General features: G+C 65.6%; 17 protein-coding genes. 14 read left to right on the plus strand and 3 right to left on the minus strand.

The window, feature by feature from the left end; all coding sequences use genetic code 11:
• Positions 1 to 213: 213 nt before the first annotated feature.
• The 10 genes from AOZ53_RS21035 (at position 214) to erpA (ending at position 8,581) form a co-directional block, all read left to right on the plus strand.
• Positions 214 to 1,368 carry an ABC transporter substrate-binding protein gene (locus tag AOZ53_RS21035; protein ID WP_054432817.1) on the plus strand — a complete coding sequence of 385 codons (1,155 nt, stop codon included), beginning with the start codon at positions 214 to 216 and terminating at the stop codon, positions 1,366 to 1,368.
• 249 nt (positions 1,369 to 1,617) lie between these two features.
• Positions 1,618 to 2,499 carry a branched-chain amino acid ABC transporter permease gene (locus AOZ53_RS21040; protein ID WP_006388637.1) on the plus strand — a complete coding sequence of 294 codons (882 nt, stop codon included), beginning with the start codon at positions 1,618 to 1,620 and terminating at the stop codon, positions 2,497 to 2,499.
• Positions 2,500 to 2,501: 2 nt separating this feature from the next.
• The gene (locus AOZ53_RS21045; protein ID WP_006392787.1) at positions 2,502 to 3,368 is read left to right on the plus strand and encodes a branched-chain amino acid ABC transporter permease; all 867 of its coding nucleotides are present in this window, start codon (positions 2,502 to 2,504) and stop codon (positions 3,366 to 3,368) included.
• A complete protein-coding gene (locus AOZ53_RS21050; protein ID WP_054432816.1) occupies positions 3,361 to 4,149 on the plus strand; it encodes an ABC transporter ATP-binding protein in 789 nt (262 codons plus the stop codon). The genes AOZ53_RS21045 and AOZ53_RS21050 overlap by 8 nt, the downstream gene beginning before the upstream one ends.
• Positions 4,146 to 4,856 (plus strand): ABC transporter ATP-binding protein, encoded by a 711-nt coding sequence (locus AOZ53_RS21055; RefSeq protein ID WP_006392789.1) that lies wholly within the window; start codon positions 4,146 to 4,148, stop codon positions 4,854 to 4,856. Before AOZ53_RS21050 ends, AOZ53_RS21055 begins: the two co-directional genes overlap by 4 nt.
• A 395-nt stretch (positions 4,857 to 5,251) precedes the next feature.
• Positions 5,252 to 5,680 carry a 50S ribosomal protein L13 gene (gene rplM / locus AOZ53_RS21060; protein WP_006217309.1) on the plus strand — a complete coding sequence of 143 codons (429 nt, stop codon included), beginning with the start codon at positions 5,252 to 5,254 and terminating at the stop codon, positions 5,678 to 5,680.
• Positions 5,681 to 5,689: 9 nt separating this feature from the next.
• Positions 5,690 to 6,082, plus strand: coding sequence for a 30S ribosomal protein S9 (rpsI, locus tag AOZ53_RS21065; protein WP_006388641.1), 393 nt, complete (start codon positions 5,690 to 5,692; stop codon positions 6,080 to 6,082).
• Between the two features lie 188 nt (positions 6,083 to 6,270).
• On the plus strand, positions 6,271 to 7,335 hold the full coding sequence (argC, locus tag AOZ53_RS21070; RefSeq protein ID WP_054432815.1) for an N-acetyl-gamma-glutamyl-phosphate reductase: 1,065 nt from the start codon (positions 6,271 to 6,273) through the stop codon (positions 7,333 to 7,335).
• A gap of 41 nt (positions 7,336 to 7,376) precedes the next feature.
• Positions 7,377 to 8,123: a DUF6776 family protein gene (locus AOZ53_RS21075; protein ID WP_054432855.1), complete on the plus strand. Its 747-nt coding sequence runs from the start codon at positions 7,377 to 7,379 to the stop codon at positions 8,121 to 8,123.
• Positions 8,124 to 8,209: 86 nt separating this feature from the next.
• Positions 8,210 to 8,581 (plus strand): iron-sulfur cluster insertion protein ErpA, encoded by a 372-nt coding sequence (gene erpA / locus AOZ53_RS21080; protein WP_006388644.1) that lies wholly within the window; start codon positions 8,210 to 8,212, stop codon positions 8,579 to 8,581.
• A gap of 87 nt (positions 8,582 to 8,668) precedes the next feature.
• On the opposite strand, the gene AOZ53_RS21085 is transcribed toward erpA, so the two are convergent.
• Both AOZ53_RS21085 and AOZ53_RS21090 read right to left on the minus strand, forming a co-directional pair.
• Positions 8,669 to 9,778, minus strand: a complete 1,110-nt coding sequence (locus tag AOZ53_RS21085; RefSeq protein ID WP_054489182.1) for an anhydro-N-acetylmuramic acid kinase — start codon at positions 9,776 to 9,778, stop codon at positions 8,669 to 8,671.
• Between the two features lie 79 nt (positions 9,779 to 9,857).
• Entirely contained in the window at positions 9,858 to 11,270 is a 1,413-nt protein-coding gene (locus tag AOZ53_RS21090) for a M23 family metallopeptidase (protein ID WP_054432813.1), read from the minus strand.
• A gap of 259 nt (positions 11,271 to 11,529) precedes the next feature.
• Here AOZ53_RS21090 and tyrS point away from each other — a divergent pair, with 259 nt between their 5' ends.
• Entirely contained in the window at positions 11,530 to 12,759 is a 1,230-nt protein-coding gene (gene tyrS, locus AOZ53_RS21095) for a tyrosine--tRNA ligase (RefSeq protein WP_054432812.1), read from the plus strand.
• A 72-nt stretch (positions 12,760 to 12,831) separates the two neighbouring features.
• Positions 12,832 to 13,488: a YbhB/YbcL family Raf kinase inhibitor-like protein gene (locus AOZ53_RS21100; RefSeq protein ID WP_054489229.1), complete on the plus strand. Its 657-nt coding sequence runs from the start codon at positions 12,832 to 12,834 to the stop codon at positions 13,486 to 13,488.
• A 79-nt stretch (positions 13,489 to 13,567) separates the two neighbouring features.
• Here AOZ53_RS21100 and AOZ53_RS21105 read toward each other — a convergent pair whose 3' ends face one another.
• On the minus strand, positions 13,568 to 14,206 hold the full coding sequence (locus AOZ53_RS21105; protein WP_054489184.1) for a LysE family translocator: 639 nt from the start codon (positions 14,204 to 14,206) through the stop codon (positions 13,568 to 13,570).
• Between the two features lie 205 nt (positions 14,207 to 14,411).
• Between AOZ53_RS21105 and glyA the strand changes: the two genes are divergently transcribed.
• Together glyA and AOZ53_RS21115 are read left to right on the plus strand one after the other, a co-directional pair.
• A complete protein-coding gene (gene glyA, locus AOZ53_RS21110) occupies positions 14,412 to 15,662 on the plus strand; it encodes a serine hydroxymethyltransferase (protein ID WP_054432809.1) in 1,251 nt (416 codons plus the stop codon).
• A 392-nt stretch (positions 15,663 to 16,054) separates the two neighbouring features.
• Positions 16,055 to 17,197: a hypothetical protein gene (locus tag AOZ53_RS21115; RefSeq protein ID WP_156333464.1), complete on the plus strand. Its 1,143-nt coding sequence runs from the start codon at positions 16,055 to 16,057 to the stop codon at positions 17,195 to 17,197.
• Positions 17,198 to 17,283 lie beyond the last annotated feature (86 nt).

The raw sequence follows: 17,283 nt of genomic DNA on the forward strand, positions 1-17,283 counted from the left end.
TTCGCTGATAACCCCGTGTTTTTTACAAAAAAATGGGCGGTTTTGCTCCTTTTGTTGAACGGCATTCGAGTTTCGGCCTGATACAAAGGAGTAATATCCCGGGTCTTGACGCGCAAACGTGACGCCTTCAGGCGCCATTGGACGTCAATCCGGCGGGAACATCCCGGCCTGGATAACCAACATTCCGAGACAGACTTTAAGGTGGTATCAACCATGCAATCCAAGACCAAGAAGCTGCTGGCCGCGCTGATCGCCGCCGGTATCGTCCCGGCTGCCCATGCGGCCGACATCAAGCTGGGCGTGGCCGAGGCCCTGTCGGGCGGCGCCGCCCAGTACGGCGTGTCGATCCGCAACGGTTTCCAGCTGGCGGCCGACGAGATCAACGCCGCGGGCGGGATCAATGGCAACAAGATCGTGCTGGTGGTCGAGGACGAGCAGGGCAAGAAAGAAGAAGCCATCAACGTCTTCAAGAAGCTGATCTTCAAGGACAACGTCCTGATGGTCTTCGGCCCGACGCTGTCGAACTCGGCCCAGGCCGCCGACCCGGTCGCCCAGGCCGCCAAGACGGTCGCCTTCGGCACCTCCAACACCGCCGACGGCATCACCTCGATCGGCAACTACGTGTTCCGCAACTCGGTCACCGAAGCCGACGTGCTGCCGGCCACCATCTCCACCGTCAAGGCCAAGACCGGCCTGAAGAACGTGGCCGTGCTGTACGGCAACGACGACGTCTTCACCAAGAGCGGCTACGACAACTTCAAGAAGGCCCTGGAAGACCAGAAGATCCCGGTCACCACGACCGAAACGTTCGCCAAGGGCGACGTCGACTTCAAGGCCCAGCTGACCAAGATCAAGGGCACCAACCCCGACGCCATCGTGCTGTCGGCGCTGCTGGCCGAAGGCGCCCCGATCATGGTGCAGGCCCGTCAACTGGGCATCAACGTGCCCGTCATCGGCGGCAACGGCATGAACTCGGTCAAGATCTTCGACCTGGCCCCCGGCGGCGCGTCGAACAACCTGTGGATCGGCAGCCCGTGGTCGATCGAGAACAAGGCCCCCGAGAACGTCAAGTTCATCGACGCCTACAAGGCCAAGTTCAACGGCGCGCCCGACCAGTTCGCCGCGCAGTCGTACGACGCCATGTACATCGTCGCCCAGGCCCTGAAGAACACCAAGATCTCCGGCGAACTGGCCAAGGATCGCGCCGCCCTGCGTGACGCGCTGCCCGCCGTCCAGTGGACCGGCGCCACCGGCGCCTTCAAGTTCCGCCAGGCCACCGACCGCGCCGGCAAGCCCGCCGGCTACGACGCCGACCAGGCGCCGATCGTCAGCGTGACCAAGGACGGCAAGTACGTCATCGAAAAGTAAGCAGTCCGCATCCCCGCGCGGGGGGATGCGCCTTGCGGACGGCGGCTGGCCGCGGTCCGCAAGGCGCTTTTTATCGTAGGACTCCCCAGGAATAGAACGGCTCTCTCAGGGCGGCAGGTCCACGCAATGCGCGGCGTGGAAGGCCTTACACAGGCCTGCCCCGAGTCCCGAAGCCGAGCCTGGCGAGCGGCAAGTCCACGCAGGGGGCGCAGCGTGGGGGCTCTTTTTTGATTTGGAATATGTCCCATCATGTTGGAACAACAATTCGTTAACGCCTTGTCGCTGGGCTGTGTGTACGCACTGTTCGCGCTGGGCTTCACGCTGGTATTCGGCGTGCTCGGGGTGATCAACCTCGCGCATGGCGCCGTCTTCATGGTGGGGGCCTACGCGGCGCTCTCCGTGGTGCAGCATTTCGGCCTGCCCCTGTGGGCGGCGCTGATGGTGGCATTTTTCGTTGCCGGCTTCACCGGGGTCATCATCGACTACCTGGTGCTCAAGCCGCTGCGCAAACGCAATGCACCCCACCTGATCCCCATGATCGCCACGATCGGCGTGGGCATCATCCTGAACAATGGCGCGCAAGGCATCTTCGGCGCCAGCAACCTGCGCTTCCCGCACGGCACCGTGCCCGAGGAAGTCATCGAGATCGCCGGCCTGCACCTGACCGTGATCGAACTGGGCATCATCTTCCTGTCGTTCGCGCTGATGGCCCTGCTGATGTTCGTGATGCGTCGCACGCAGTTCGGCCGCGCCCTGCGCGCCATTGCCGAATCGCCCAAGGCCGCCTGGCTGCTGGGCATCAACGTCGAAAAGCTCTTCATCACCACCTCGTTCGCCGCCGCCGCCCTGGGCGGGGTCGCGGGCGTGCTGATCGGCCTGTACTCGAATGCGCTGTTCCCGCTGATGGGCCAGCCGATGCTGCACAAGGGCATCGCGGTCATCATTCTCGGGGGCATGGGCGACATTCGCGGCGCCATGCTGGGCGGGCTGTTCCTGGGCTTCGCTGAAGTGCTGTCGGTGGCCTATATCGGCTCCACCATGCGCGACGCGGTGGCATTCGGCCTGCTGTTCCTGATCCTGCTGGTGCGCCCGCAAGGTCTGTTCGGCAAAGTGGTTCAACGCAAGGCGTGAGTATGAGCGGATTCGAAAACTTCTGGGCCATCTATGGCAACCTGGTGCTGACGCTCGGCACCAACGCCCTGCTGGCCCTCTCCATCTGGCTGACGCTTGCCTGCGGCATGCTGGCCATGGCCAATGCGGCCTTCATGGGCATCGGCGCCTACGCGGCGGCGTTGCTCACCATGAACTACGACGTCTCGTTCCCGGTCGCGCTGGCCGGCGGCATGGCGGCGCCCGCCCTGGTGGCGGCGCTGATCGGGTTGCCGACCTTGCGGCTGTCAGGGGTCTACCTCGCCATGGCCACGCTGGGCTTTGGCGAAGTGGTGCGGGTGACGGTGCTGAACACCGAGTCGATCACCGGCGGCGCGCTGGGCCTGAACGGCATTCCGCAGCTGACGCAATGGTGGCACGTCATCCTGGCGGTCGTCATCGTGCTGTTCGTGCTGTGGCGCGTGCGCGCCTCGAAGATCGGACGGGCCTTCGAGGCCATCCGTGGCGACGAGACCGCGGCCGGCCTGATGGGCATCGACGTGCGCGCCAACAAGATGCTGGCCTTCGTGGCGGGCGCGATGATCGCCGGCCTGGCTGGCGCCCTCAACGCGCACCTGACCTTCTTCATCGGCCCCAACGAATACGGCTTCGACCGCGGCGTTGAAATCCTGACGATGGCCATCCTGGGCGGTATCGGCGGCCTGGCCGGCCCCGTGCTGGGCAGTTTCATCATCACCGTGCTGCCCGAGATGCTGCGCGGCTTCGCGGATTTCCGCCTGGTCATCAACGGAGTGATCCTGGTGGTGATTGTGCTGTTCCTGCCGCAAGGCATCTGGGATCCGGCGCGCTTCAAGCGCTGGATGCGTCAAGGAGGCAAGCGCCATGCTTGAGCTGACCTCCGTTTCCAAGAGCTTCGGCGGCCTGCACGTGCTGCATGACGTCAGCCTGTCGGTGCCCGAAGGCGCGATCTTCGGCCTGATCGGCCCCAACGGCGCCGGCAAGACCACGGTGTTCAACCTGATCACCGGCCTGCTGCCGCCCAGCGGCGGCGGCATCGCCTTCCAGGGCGAAAGCCTGCTGCGCAGGAAGCCGCACGCCATCACCCGCATGGGCATCGCCCGCACCTTCCAGAACATCCGCCTCTTCAAGGAGATGACGCTGCTGGAGAACGTGGTGGTGGGCGCCTACCGCCACATGAACTATGGCTTCCCCAGCCTGTTGCTGGGCCTGCCGGGCTACCGCGAGCACGAGCAGCGCGCCCGCGAGCGCGCCCACGAGCTGCTGACGTGGATGCGCCTGGACCACAAGGCCAACGACCTGGCCGACAACCTGTCGTACGGCGAACAGCGCCGCCTGGAGCTGGCGCGCGCGCTGGCCACCGAGCCCAAGCTGCTGCTGCTGGACGAGCCGGTCGCCGGCATGAACACCGGCGAACGCGCCGAGTTGATGCGCGAGATCCTGGCGATCCGCGACCGCGGCTACACCATCCTCATGATCGAGCACGACATGCGCTTCGTGATGGGGCTGTGCGAACGCATCGCGGTGCTGAACTTCGGCAAGATCATCGCTTGCGGCGGGCCTGAAGAGATCCGCAACAACGAGCAGGTCATCGAGGCCTACCTGGGCCGCGAGGACGACGACGACATCGAAAACGCGGAGGCCGCACAATGAGCGCAATGCTGGAAGTCCGCGGACTCGAGGTCAACTACGGCCACATCGAAGCCGTCCGCGGCATCGACCTGGACCTGGAAGCCAAGGAAATCACCGCCCTGGTCGGCGCCAACGGCGCCGGCAAGTCGACCACGCTGCTGGCGCTGTCGGGCCTGCTGCCCAAGGCGCGCGGCAAGATCCTGTTCGAAGGCGAGGACGTCACCAACCTGGCGCCGCACCAGCTGGTGGCGCGCGGCATCGTCCAGGTGCCGGAAGGCCGGGCCATCCTCACCACCATGACCGTGCTCGAAAACCTCGAGCTGGGCGCCTACCGCCGCGGCCTGAAGAACGTCGATTCGGACCTGGAATACGTCTTCAACCTGTTCCCGCGCCTGAAAGAGCGGATCACCGGCATCGCCGGCAACCTCTCCGGCGGCGAACAGCAGATGCTGGCGATCGGCCGCGCCCTGATGGCCAAGCCGCGCCTGCTGCTGCTGGACGAGCCGTCGATGGGCCTGGCGCCGATCGTGGTGCAGGAGATCTTCCGCTCGCTGCGGGCGATCAATGCCGACGGCCTGACCCTGTTCCTGGTGGAGCAGAACGTGCGCCAGGCGCTCAAGATCGCCCAGCACGGCTACGTGCTGGAGAACGGCGCCATGGCGCTGTCGGGCACCGGCCGCGGCCTGCTCGGCCATCCGCGGGTGCTGGAAGCCTACCTGGGCGCCTGATCCGCGCCGCCCGGCACGGACGGGGGGGCAGGAGCGCGCGGGCAGGGTTGCCGGCAGCGCGCGCTTGCGTCCCTTTTAAAAATGCGACAGTCGTTCCCCCGGAAACGGCTGTCCATTCGCCTGGATTCGGCCACGGCTGCCCATTTTTTGAGCATCCGTGGTAGAATTTCAGGCTTTCCCTCATTTTGACCATTGCACGGGCGGGTAATAACGCTTAGGCGGGACGTCGATAGGGACAAAGGATCGGCTTAAACCCGATCGGCTTAAACCCGATCGGCTGAAACCCGGCACTGAAATCCAGTTGCTGGAAAGATGCCGGCTCCATTGTCTAGTTGAGGGAAAAAGCCTGGCTGGATCGTCCAGTCAGAGACCATTTTTCATATCTAGGAACCATCATGAAGACCTTTGTGGCCAAGCCGCATGAAGTCCAACGTGACTGGTTTGTGATCGACGCCAAGGGCAAAGTCCTCGGTCGTGTGGCCAGCGAAGTCGCACGTCGTCTGCGTGGCAAGCACAAACCTGAATTCACGCCGCACGTTGATACCGGCGATTACATCGTCATCATCAACGCTTCCGATATCGTCGTTACCGGTACCAAGGCGAAGGACAAGAAGTACTTCCGCCACACCACGTACCCGGGCGGTATCCGCGAAACGAACTTCGAGAAGATGCAAGAGCGTTTTCCCGGTCGCGCCATCCAGAAGGCCGTCAAGGGCATGCTGCCCAAGGGTCCTCTGGGCTACGCCATGATCAAGAAGCTGAAGGTCTATGCCGGTGCCGAGCACCCGCACACCGCCCAGCAGCCCAAGACGCTGGATATCTAAGGAAACGCCATGATCGGTAACTGGAACTACGGAACCGGCCGTCGCAAAACTTCGGTGGCTCGCGTTTTCATCAAGAAGGGCACCGGCAAGATCGTCGTCAACGGCAAGCCCGTCGACGAGTTCTTCGCTCGTGAAACCGGCCGCATGGTCGTGCGCCAGCCGCTGGAACTGACCGGCCACCTGGAATCGTTCGACATCAAGGTCAACGTGCACGGCGGCGGTGAAACCGGCCAGGCCGGCGCAGTCCGTCACGGCATCACGCGTGCCCTGATCGACTACGACGCGACCCTGAAGCCCGCACTGTCGCAAGCTGGTTTTGTGACCCGCGATGCCCGCGAAGTCGAACGCAAGAAGGTCGGCTTCCGCAAGGCGCGCCGTCGCAAGCAGTTCAGCAAGCGTTAATCGCTGCGAAAAAAGCCCGCCTCGTGCGGGCTTTTTTTTACATCCCGGGGCCCAGGCCCCGCCCAGGCCCGCGGAACTCCGCGGGCTTCGTCCGGTCGGACAGCGGTCGCCGCGCGCTTTCAAGCGTGGCGGCAAGGCCGGTTGTCCGAGCGATACAATCGAGCCTCGTTCTACGAAGAGCACACATCATGGCCCAAGCATCGAACTCCCGTATCAAGGTTGGTATCGTCGGCGGCACCGGTTACACCGGCGTCGAACTGCTGCGCTTGCTGTCGCAGCATCCCCATGTGGAATTGACCGCCATCACGTCCCGCAAGGAAGACGGGCTGCCGGTGGCCGACATGTACCCGAACCTGCGCGGCCGCGTGCGGATCGCTTTTTCCTCGCCGGAAAAGGCCACGCTGACCGACTGCGACGTGGTGTTCTTCGCCACGCCCCACGGCGTGGCCATGGCCCAGGCCCAGGAACTGATCGCCGCCGGCACCAAGGTCATCGACCTGGCCGCGGACTTCCGCCTGCAGGACGTGCCCACCTTCGAACGCTGGTACAAGATTCCCCATACCTGCCCGGACATCCTGGCTGAATCCCAGTACGGCCTGGTCGAGCTGAACCGCGAAGCCATCTCCAAGGCGCGCGTCATCGGCAACCCGGGCTGCTACCCGACCACCGTGCTGCTGGGCTTGGCCCCGCTGCTCGAAGGCGGCAAGCAGCTGGTCGATGCGCAGACCCTGATCGCCGACTGCAAGTCGGGCGTGTCGGGCGCCGGCCGCAAGGCCGAAGTCGGCTCGCTGTTCTCCGAGGCCTCGGACAACTTCAAGGCCTACGGCGTGGCCGGCCACCGCCACCATCCCGAAATCGTCGCCCAGCTCGAGAAGATCGCCGGCGGCAAGGTCGGCCTGACCTTCGTGCCGCATCTGGTGCCGATGATCCGGGGCATGTACTCGACCATCTACGCCCGCATCAAGCCCGAGGCGCGCGACACCGACTTCCAGGCCCTGTTCGAGCAGCGCTACGCCGACGAAGCGTTCGTCGACGTCATGCCCGCCGGCAGCCTGCCCGAGACGCGCTCGGTGCGCGCCTCGAACAACCTGCGCATCGCCCTGTCGCGTCCGGGCGGCGGCGACCAGCTCATCATCATGGTGGTGCAGGACAACCTGGTGAAGGGCGCGGCCGGCCAGGCCGTGCAGAACATGAACCTGATGTTCGGCTTCCCCGAGACCGTCGGTCTCGACCAGGTCGCGATCCTGCCCTGATGCCGCGCCGGGTCGGCGGCAAGCCCGCCGGCCCGCTTTTCATGTCCAACGATTCCTCCGCGACACCTCGAACCTCCCGCCCCGGCCTCGGCCTGCGGGTCGCCGCCGGCGTGCTGGCGGGCGTACTGGCGGGTGGCGCGGCCGGCTATTACTACGCCCGCGGCGTCTACCAGCCCAAGGACGCGGTGGTCCTCAGCGCCGACCAGGCCGAGGCGCGCGACGAGGCGATGCGTCAGCAGGCGGTCCAGCTGCGCTATACGCGCGGCCAGCTCGACACCGCCGACGGCGAGCTCGTGATCGAGCGCTCGGCGCGCCAGGAGCTCGAAACCCAGCTGCATGCGGCGCAGGCCGAGGTTGGCCGGGTGCGCGATCAGCTGGCGTTCTATGAGCAATTGCTGCCGCCGGGGCCGGAAGGCACCGTGGACATCCGCGGCGCCCAGATCGATCGCGAAGGCGGGGGCCTGCGCTACAAGGTGCTGCTGATGCGCAGCGGCCGCAATGGCGCGGCCCCGTTCGCCGGCACGCTGCGGTTCCAGGCCACCGGCACGCTCAAGGGCGAAACCGTCACCGTCGACCTGGCGCCGATGCAGGTCAAGGCGGAAAGCGGGCCGGTGCCCGCCACCGGTGAAACCACGACAGCGGCATCGCTGGCCTTGCAGTTCGACCAGTACCAGCGCAGCCAGGGCGTCCTGGCAGTGCCCGAGGGATTTGTCCCCGAAAGCGTCACCATCAGCATCCTGGAGGGCGATGTGGTCCGTGCCTCCCGCAGTGTCAAGCTCGAACTTTGAGTCCGGGCGGCGCCTGCGCTATAGTGACTACATGCGAGTGGCGCAGCCGCTCATCGGAATACGGCCCCAGCGGCCAGGAGTGAATCATGAATGCAGTGACCGAAACCGTCGACCTGCAGGCCGCCCCGCCTGCTCCCCTGGTGTTCACCGACTCGGCAGCCGCCAAGGTCAAGGACCTGCTGGCCGAGGAAGGCAACCCCGAGCTGAAGCTGCGCGTGTTCGTGCAAGGCGGCGGCTGTTCGGGTTTCCAGTACGGTTTCACGTTCGATGAAGTCGTCAATGAAGACGACACCGTGCTGGACAAGGCTGGCGTGCAACTGCTGGTCGACCCCATGAGCTTCCAGTACCTGGTCGGCGCCGAGATCGACTACAAGGAAGACCTGGAAGGCGCGCAGTTCGTCATCCGCAATCCCAACGCCAGCACCACCTGCGGCTGCGGTTCGTCGTTCTCGGTGTAATCCGCGCGCGGCCTCGCGCCGATCGTCCGCCCGACAAAAAAGCCCTTCGGTTTTCCGAAGGGCTTTTTGCTGGGCGCGCGCCGCGCGTCAGGCGGGGTACAGCGCGCCCAGGATGCGCGGGCCGCGGGCGCCGGTGACGCTGGGCAGGCCGGCTGGCTGGCGCGCCAGGAAGGCCTGCGCCAGCCAGGCGAAGGCCAGCGCCTCGACCTGCTGCGCTGGAACACCCAGCGCGTCGGTGGCATGCACCGGGCGCTGCAGGCAATACGCCAGCTCGTGCATCAGCCCCGGGTTGTGGGCGCCGCCGCCGCACACGTAGAGCTCGCGCACGTCGTCGCCGGCTGCGTCGATGGCGTTGGCCACGGTGCGGGCCGTCAGGCGCTGCAAGGTGGCCTGCACGTCCTGAGGGGCCGGCCTGGCGCCGTCGAAGGCGGCCAGCCGGTCGTCCAGCCAGCGCATGTTGAAGAGGTCGCGGCCGGTCGACTTGGGCGGCGGCAGCGCGAACCAGGGTTCGCTCGCGATCAGTTGTTCCAGCAGCGGCGCCAGCACCTGGCCGCTGTCGGCCCAGCGGCCGTCGGCATCGTAGGGCTGGCCCAGGTGCCGCTGGCACCAGCCGTCCAGGAAGACGTTGGCCGGGCCGGTGTCGAAGCCGCGCGGCGCCTGCCCTGGCGCCAGCAGGGTGACGTTGGCGATGCCGCCCAGGTTGAGCACGGCGCGGCCCTGCGGCGCGCCGAACACGGCCGCGTGGAAGGGCGGCACCAGCGGCGCGCCCTGGCCGCCGGCGGCCACGTCGCGGCTGCGGAAGTCGGCCACCACGTCGATGCCGGTCAGCTCCGCCAGCAGGGCGGGCGCGTTCAATTGCAAGGTGTAGCCGCTGTCGGGACGGTGGCGCACCGTCTGGCCATGGGCGCCGATGGCGGCGATGTCCTGCGCCCGCAGGCGGGCGCCGGCGAGCAGGTCGGCGGTCACCTGCGCGTACAGGCGGGCCAGTTCGTTGGCGGCCAGCGCGGCGCGGGCCAGCTCGTCGTCGCCGGCCTGGTTCAGCGCCAGGAATTCGGCCCGCAGCGCGGCCGGCATCGACAGGCTGGCGCTGGCCAGCACCTGCGGCGGCTGGCCGTCGCGCAGGCGCGCCAGGACGCCGTCGACGCCATCCACGCTGGTGCCGGACATCAGGCCGATGAAATGCTGGGGGGTGGTCATGTCGGGTGCCGCCTGGAAAAAAAGCGGCCCGGCATCGAGATGCGCGGGCCGCCTTGCGGGTGCGTCATGCAGGTCCGCCTTAGCGGCTGGCCACGTTGGTCAGCGCGTCGGGAAGAGTCTGCTGGAATTCGGTCAGCAGCTGGATCTGCTGCTTGTACGGCGCCACGGCCTGGTTGAAGGCGCGGATCTCGGCGGGCTCCAGGGCGCGGGCGACGGGCAGGTCGACCGACAGCGGGTCGATCGGCTGGTTGTCGACGCGGAACTCGTAGTGCAGGTGCGGACCGGTGGCCCAGCCGGTGGCGCCGACGTAGCCGATCAGTTGGCCCTGCGAGATCTTGCTACCCTTGGTGATGCCTTCGGCGATGCGGCTCTGGTGGGCGTACAGCGTCGAGTACTTGCCGTGGTGCTTGATGATGACCACGTTGCCGTAGCCGTTCTGCCAGCCCGAGAACTCCACCGTGCCATCGGCCGTGGAGTGGATCGGCGTGCCCGAGGGCGCGGCGTAGTCCACGCCCTTGTGGCCGGTCCAGGTCTTGTGGATCGGATGCATGCGCATGCCGAACGTGGAGCTGATGCGGCTGAACTTCAGGGCGGTGCGCAGGAACGCGCCGCGCAGGCTGGTGCCATCGAAGTCGTAGTACGAGCCGGTCTTGTTGTTGTCGGCGCTGAACCAGACGGCGGAGTAGGTCTTGCCGCCGTTGATGAACTCCAGGGCCAGCACGCGGCCGGCGCCGGCGTAGCGGCCGTCGTGCGAGCGCACTTCGTAGACCACGCGGAACTGGTCGCCCTGGCGCAGGTCGCGCAGGAAGTCGATCTTGGCGCTGAGGATGTCGGCCATCTGCATGGTGACCGAATCCGGGATGCCGGCGGCATCGGTGGCGCCGAACAGCGAGGAGCGGATCGTGCCCACGGCGACGCGGGTCTGGCGATCGGTGCTCTCGGTGATTTCCTCGGCCTTGTAGCCGTTGTCGGTGCGCGCCACGTGCAGCATGCGGGTGACGACCTGGCCGTCAGCCTCGTTGCCGGGGGTGTGGATGTAGCGCAGCCAGATCAGGTTGCCTTCCGCGTCGGTCGCGGCCTGCACCGAACGACCCGGGTACAGCTTGTAGATGCTGCGCGCGCTGGCGTCGTGGGTGAGGAAGGTCTGCAGATCCGGGGAATCCAGTTCCAGGCGCTGCAGCACGGCGGCCAGCGTGTCGCCCGCGCGGATGCGGGTTTCGCTGATGTACGGCGCGGCGCTGGGCGTGCTGACTTCGACCTGTTCGGTGGTCAGCGGCAGGATGCTCTGGATGATGCGGGTGGGGGGGATTTCGCTGCGGTCGGGTTGCTGCACCATGCCCAAGGCGGCGGCGCCGGCAAACAGACCCATGGCGGTGACGAGAAGAGTGCGACGGAGAAGTCCCGAGCGATGGGGCTTGGGCTCGACGGGCGCAAACACGGCAGCAACTTTGCGCTTGATGCTACTCGCCAGGTCGTGGAGGCCACGATTCATCGTGAAGATACCCTCTCAGGTGGCATGAGCTCGCAGGGTGCGTGACACGAACGGCCCCCGCGCGCCACGTTTTCCGGGGCAAGGGCTGGCGCGGGGCGCAACTTGTGAACAACGGGTGGTAACCGGACGCGCAACTGCGTATATATGACAGTTGCGTATGATTAGGGCGGTATCCTAGCTGATTCGGCTAGAATTTTCGATAGTTTTCGTCACTTTTTACACCTTTTTATCGGCTGAAGCCGTCGCGGCCCCCCTAAAAATGTCACCCTCAGAAGCCCCCATCACCCCCGAAGTCGAAGCCGATCTGCGTATTGCCAAGCGCGGATGCGATGAACTGCTGGTCGAAGCCGAATTCGCCCGCAAGCTGGCCCGCAGCCGCGCCACCGGCGTGCCGTTGCGGATCAAGCTGGGGCTGGATCCGACCGCGCCGGACATCCACCTGGGCCACACCGTGGTGCTCAACAAGATGCGCCAGTTGCAGGACCTGGGCCACGAGGTCATCTTCCTGATCGGTGACTTCACCTCGACCATCGGCGATCCCAGCGGCCGCAACAGCACCCGCCCGCCGCTGACGCGCGAGCAGATCGAGGCCAACGCCAAGACCTACTATGCGCAGGCCAGCCTGGTGCTGGATCCGGCCCGCACCGAGATCCGTTACAACTCCGAGTGGTGCGACCCGCTCGGCGCGCGCGGCATGATCCAGCTGGCGTCGCGCTATACCGTGGCGCGCATGATGGAACGCGAGGATTTCACCAAGCGCTTCAAGGGCGGCATCCCGATTTCGGTGCATGAATTCCTGTACCCGCTGATGCAGGGTTACGACTCGGTGGCGCTGAAGTCCGATCTGGAGCTGGGGGGCACCGATCAGAAGTTCAACCTGCTGGTCGGCCGCGAGCTGCAGAAGGAGTATGGACAGGAGCCGCAGTGCATCCTGACGATGCCGCTGCTGGTCGGCACCGACGGCGTCGAGAAGATGTCCAAGTCCAAGGGCAACTACATCGGCATTTCGGAGTCGCCCGATTCGATGTTCGGCAAGCTGATGTCGATTTCCGACACGCTGATGTGGCGCTACTTCGAGCTGCTGTCGTTCCGCTCGCTGGAAGACATCGCCGCGCTCCGCCAGGAGATCGAGGGCGGCCGCAATCCGCGCGACGCCAAGGTCATGCTGGCCCAGGAAATCATTGCGCGTTTCCACTCGGCCAAGGCGGCCGACGACGCGCTGGCCGCTTTCGAAGCGCGTTTCCGCGACGGCGCGATTCCGGAGGACATGCCCGAGGTCAGCATCGGCGGCGCGCCGGTCGGCATCCTCAAGCTGCTGCGCGAGGCCGGGCTGGTCGCATCGGGTTCCGAGGCCCAGCGCAACGTCGAGCAGGGCGGGGTGCGCGTCAATGGCGACCGGGTCGAAGACAAATCGTTGCAACTGCCTGCCGGGACTTACGTCGTCCAGGTGGGCAAGCGCAAGTTCGCGCGTGTTAAGTTGAACCCATAATCGCGAAGATTTTGATACGCTGGAGGGACGTTCAAGGCTGGAATGCCTTCGCAGCACTTCAAGGAGCACGACATGAAACTTTCGAGTTTGTCTTTTTCCGATCACGAGTCGATTCCGGAGCGCTACGCCTTCGGCAAGATCGATGCGCAATCGCACCTCGCGCTGGCTGACAACTTCAACCCGCAGTTTTCCTGGGACGACGTCCCGGCGGGCACGCAGTCGTTCGCCTTGATCTGCCACGACCCGGACGTTCCGTCCAAGCCCGACGACGTCAACCAGGAGGGCCGCGAAGTCCCGGCCGACCTGCCGCGGGTGGATTTCTTCCACTGGGTGCTGGTGGATCTGGCCGCCGACATGCGAGAGATCGACGAAGGCGCCTTTTCCAGCGGCATCACGCCGCGCGGCAAGGGCGGCCCGCTGGCGCCGCTGGATGCCCGCCAGGGCATCAACTCGTACTCGTCCTGGTTCGCCAACGACCACGACATGAGCGGCGACTATTTCGGCTACGACGGCCCGTGCCCGCCCTGGAACGACGCGCTGGTGCACCGTTACGTGTTCACGCTGTACGCGCTGGACGTCCACACGTTGAACCTGCAAGGGGCGTTCACTGGCGAAGACGCGCTGCGCGCCATCCAGAAGCACGTGCTGGCGCAGGCGTCGCTGACGGGCACCTACACGCTCAACCCGGCGCTGGCGCCCAAGCAGATCGGCGCGACCTCCGCGTCCTGATCGCCGCGATCAGCAAAAAGGGCCGCATCAATGCGGCCCTTTTTTTATTTCCGGCGCATTCGCCGGACGCGCCGCGCCCTCAGACGCCGGCGCGCTTCAGGCGCAACAATGCCACGCCGAAGGCGACGAACACCGAACCCACGGCCCGGTTGATCCAGCGCACCGCGCGCGGCTGCTGGAACAGGCGGCGGGCACGGCGCGCCAGCAGGCCGTAGGCCAGCAGCGAGGGCAGCGACAGGCCCATGAAGATGCCCGTCAGGATGAAGAACTGCGGCAGCAGCGGTTCGGCCGCGTTCAGGAACTGCGGGAACAGCGCGGTGAAGAACAGGATGGGCTTGGGATTCAGGCCGGCCACGAAGGTCGCTTCGAGATACAGCGCCAGCGCGCCGCGCGGCGGGCGGCCGGCGCTGTCGGGCGGCGGCGTGGCCACGCTGCTGCGGCCCAGCAGATGGCGCAGGCCCAGGTAGATCAGGTAGGCGGCGCCGGCGATCTTGAGCGCGGCGAACAGCAGGGCGGACGATTGCAGCACCACGCCCAGGCCCAGCATGGCGGCGGCGGACAGCAGGAACAGGCCGGTGACATTGCCCAGCGACGATGGCAGCACCGCGCGCAGGCCGCCGGCGGCGCCGTTGCGCATGGCCAGGATGCTGGCGGGGCCGGGGGTGACGACGCTGACGGCGGCGACCAGGGTGTACGCGACCAAAGTCTGGGTTTGCATGAAAGTTTCTCAAGTCGGGTTGAGCGCGTTTTCCAGCCATGGACGGATGCCGGAATTTTCGCGCCCTTGGCGGGAATTTTGCCGCCATTCGGGGCATTTTGGCGACAGGGGAAGCGGCGGTACGCGGTAAACTATTCGTCATTATCCGGGTTTACCCACCCGGGCGCAGTTTCCTCCTCTCTTACCGCCTCAGGAACCCCCCGTCATGTTTGACCGCAACCTCACCCTCTCCAAGGCTGACCCGGACGTCTGGGCCGCCATCCAGAAGGAAGACGTTCGCCAGGAACAGCACATCGAGCTGATCGCTTCGGAGAACTACGCCAGCCCGGCCGTCATGGAAGCCCAGGGCACGCAGCTCACGAACAAGTACGCCGAAGGCTACCCGGGCAAGCGCTACTACGGCGGTTGCGAATACGTCGACGTGGTCGAGCAGCTGGCCATCGACCGCCTGAAGCAGATCTTCGGCGCCGAAGCCGCCAACGTGCAGCCCAACTCGGGTTCGCAGGCCAACCAGGGCGTGTACATGGCTGTCCTGAAGCCGGGCGACACCGTGCTGGGCATGAGCCTGGCCGAAGGCGGCCACCTGACGCACGGCGCGTCGGTCAACGCCTCGGGCAAGCTGTACAACTTCATCTCCTACGGCCTGGACGAAAACGAAGTCCTGAACTACGCCCAGGTCGAACAGCTGGCCAAGGAACACAAGCCCAAGCTGATCGTCGCCGGCGCCTCGGCCTACGCCCTGCACATCGACTTCGAGCGCATGGCCCGCATCGCCCACGACAACGGCGCGCTGTTCATGGTCGACATCGCCCACTACGCCGGCCTGGTGGCCGGCGGCGCCTACCCCAACCCGGTGCCGCACGCCGACTTCGTCACCTCGACCACGCACAAGTCGCTGCGCGGCCCGCGCGGCGGCGTCATCATGATGAAGGCCGAGTACGAGAAGATCGTCAATTCGGCCATCTTCCCCGGCATCCAGGGCGGTCCGCTGATGCACGTCATCGCCGGCAAGGCGGTGGCCTTCAAGGAAGCGCTGGAACCCGAATTCAAGACCTACGCGCAGCAAGTGGTCAAGAACGCCAAGGTGCTGGCCGACACGCTGGTCAAGCGTGGCCTGCGCATCGTCTCGGGCCGCACCGAAAGCCACGTCATGCTGGTGGACCTGCGCTCCAAGGGCATCACGGGCAAGGAAGCCGAAGCCGTGCTGGGCCAGGCCCACATCACGGTCAACAAGAACGCCATCCCGAACGATCCGGAAAAGCCCTTCGTGACCAGCGGCATCCGCCTGGGCACCCCGGCCATGACCACCCGCGGCTTCACCGAAGCCGAGGCCGAGCTGACCGCCAACCTGATCGCCGACGTGCTGGACAACCCGCGCGACGAAGCCAACATCGCCGCCGTGCGCGCCAAGGTCAACGAACTGACCTCGCGCCTGCCGGTGTACGGCAAGAAGTAATGCGACGGCGGATTTTTTCCGCCCGCATGTGACACGGACGGCTCCGCAAGGGGCCGTCCTTTTGTTTTCCGGGCCGGTGCCCCCGCCGGCGCCGTTTCGCACCCCCGTTCAGGCCTTCATTACCACCCCGATGTGGTAATCCCTCCTATGGCTGAACGGCAAAAGCCGGGCTCGGCCGACCTATATTCAGAGTCGCTTCGGGCGCCATCGCTCGATCCATTTTCCGCCTCCACCGAGCGCCGTCCGACGCTGCCAACCGACACGGCCCTGGATCAGGGGCCGTGTCGGTTGCCTTGCCCGCAGTCCTCGCCACGGCATGCAACGCCCCTTTTCTTGAAATGGCAACGAACCTCCAACCTATCGGGCAACGGCCATGTTCCCGAGAAGACGGCATGACTGAACGGACAGGATTTGCGCGCCGAGGCAGCTCGGGCGCGCTGATGGCAGGGCTGCTCATCGCCTGCGCGTTGCTGATCCCGGCGACAGCGCTAGGCGATGAATGTCATTCCGTCATGGGGTCTGCCGGCACCGTGCAATTCCATCTGCCGCCCTCGGTGGGTTTCGCCTTGAGCCAAATCCCCCCGGAAGGCACGGTCCTCTATCGAAGCCAACCCTACGTCGTGGATTACTTATGCACCTACACGTCAGGCCCGGCCAAGAATCAGCCCATGCTCACGACGCTTGGGGACTTTACCCCGCTGAGAAACGCCCTGAGGGATTCCGGCCTGGCCCTGGATATCATCGTCGACGGCAATGAGGCCAAGCCCTGGTCTCCCAAGGCATTGGAGTCCGTCGCACAGGTCTTCCCCGAATTCTTTCCGATCGGCGTCCCGTTTGACAGAACCCTGCCCGCCGATCAGCAACGGCCGCAGCACGCCACAATCGTCATACAGCTGAGCGTGAAAAGCAGGAAGGTCACTCCGGGGCGCTACCCGGTGCCCGGAACCACGGTGATCAAGCTGATCTCCGACTTCACCGGCACAGGCAACCCGGGCATCTTCCTGACCACCAGCCCCACGCGGCTACAGTACATCCCCGATACCTGCATCGGCGACGTCGGCGTGGACAATCTGGTTCAGTTCGACCGCGTGGTCGCGACCGCCGGCTATATGGGAACCTTGCCGCAGCAGCGGCCCTTCAATGTCACCGCGCGGATCAATCCCTCCTGCTCGACCGGCAGCCTCACGACGGTCAGACCGGGGGAGGGACCCGATCAAGAGTTCTACATGCCGCTCACGGCGACATTCACGCCGATGGGCACGGAGCGTCTCTCCAGCGATGGGCGCTTCATCTTCCTGCGCAACGAGGAAGGCCAGGAAAACGGCCTGCAAATGCAGATCACCGATCCCGCTGGCCAGCCGGTCATCCTGAACCAGGCCGTCGTTCCCCCGAAAGGCAACTTCGGCGCGTTGCATGGCAGCATCTTGTCATTGCGTAATACCTACGCCGCCGAATTGTCGCCAACGGGTAGCGCCGATGGCATGAAACTCGGCAAGTTCACCACCCAGGTCATGGTGAACGTACGGTTTGAATGAGGGGGCGCTCCGTTCCGATGTGCCGCGGCGCTGCGGAGAAAATGTCCGTCGCGTGCGCAGGGACGAATTTGGCCCCTCTTGACACC

It is taken from the genome of Achromobacter sp. 2789STDY5608621, from assembly GCF_001299375.1.
GTDB lineage: Bacteria > Pseudomonadota > Gammaproteobacteria > Burkholderiales > Burkholderiaceae_B > Achromobacter > Achromobacter insuavis.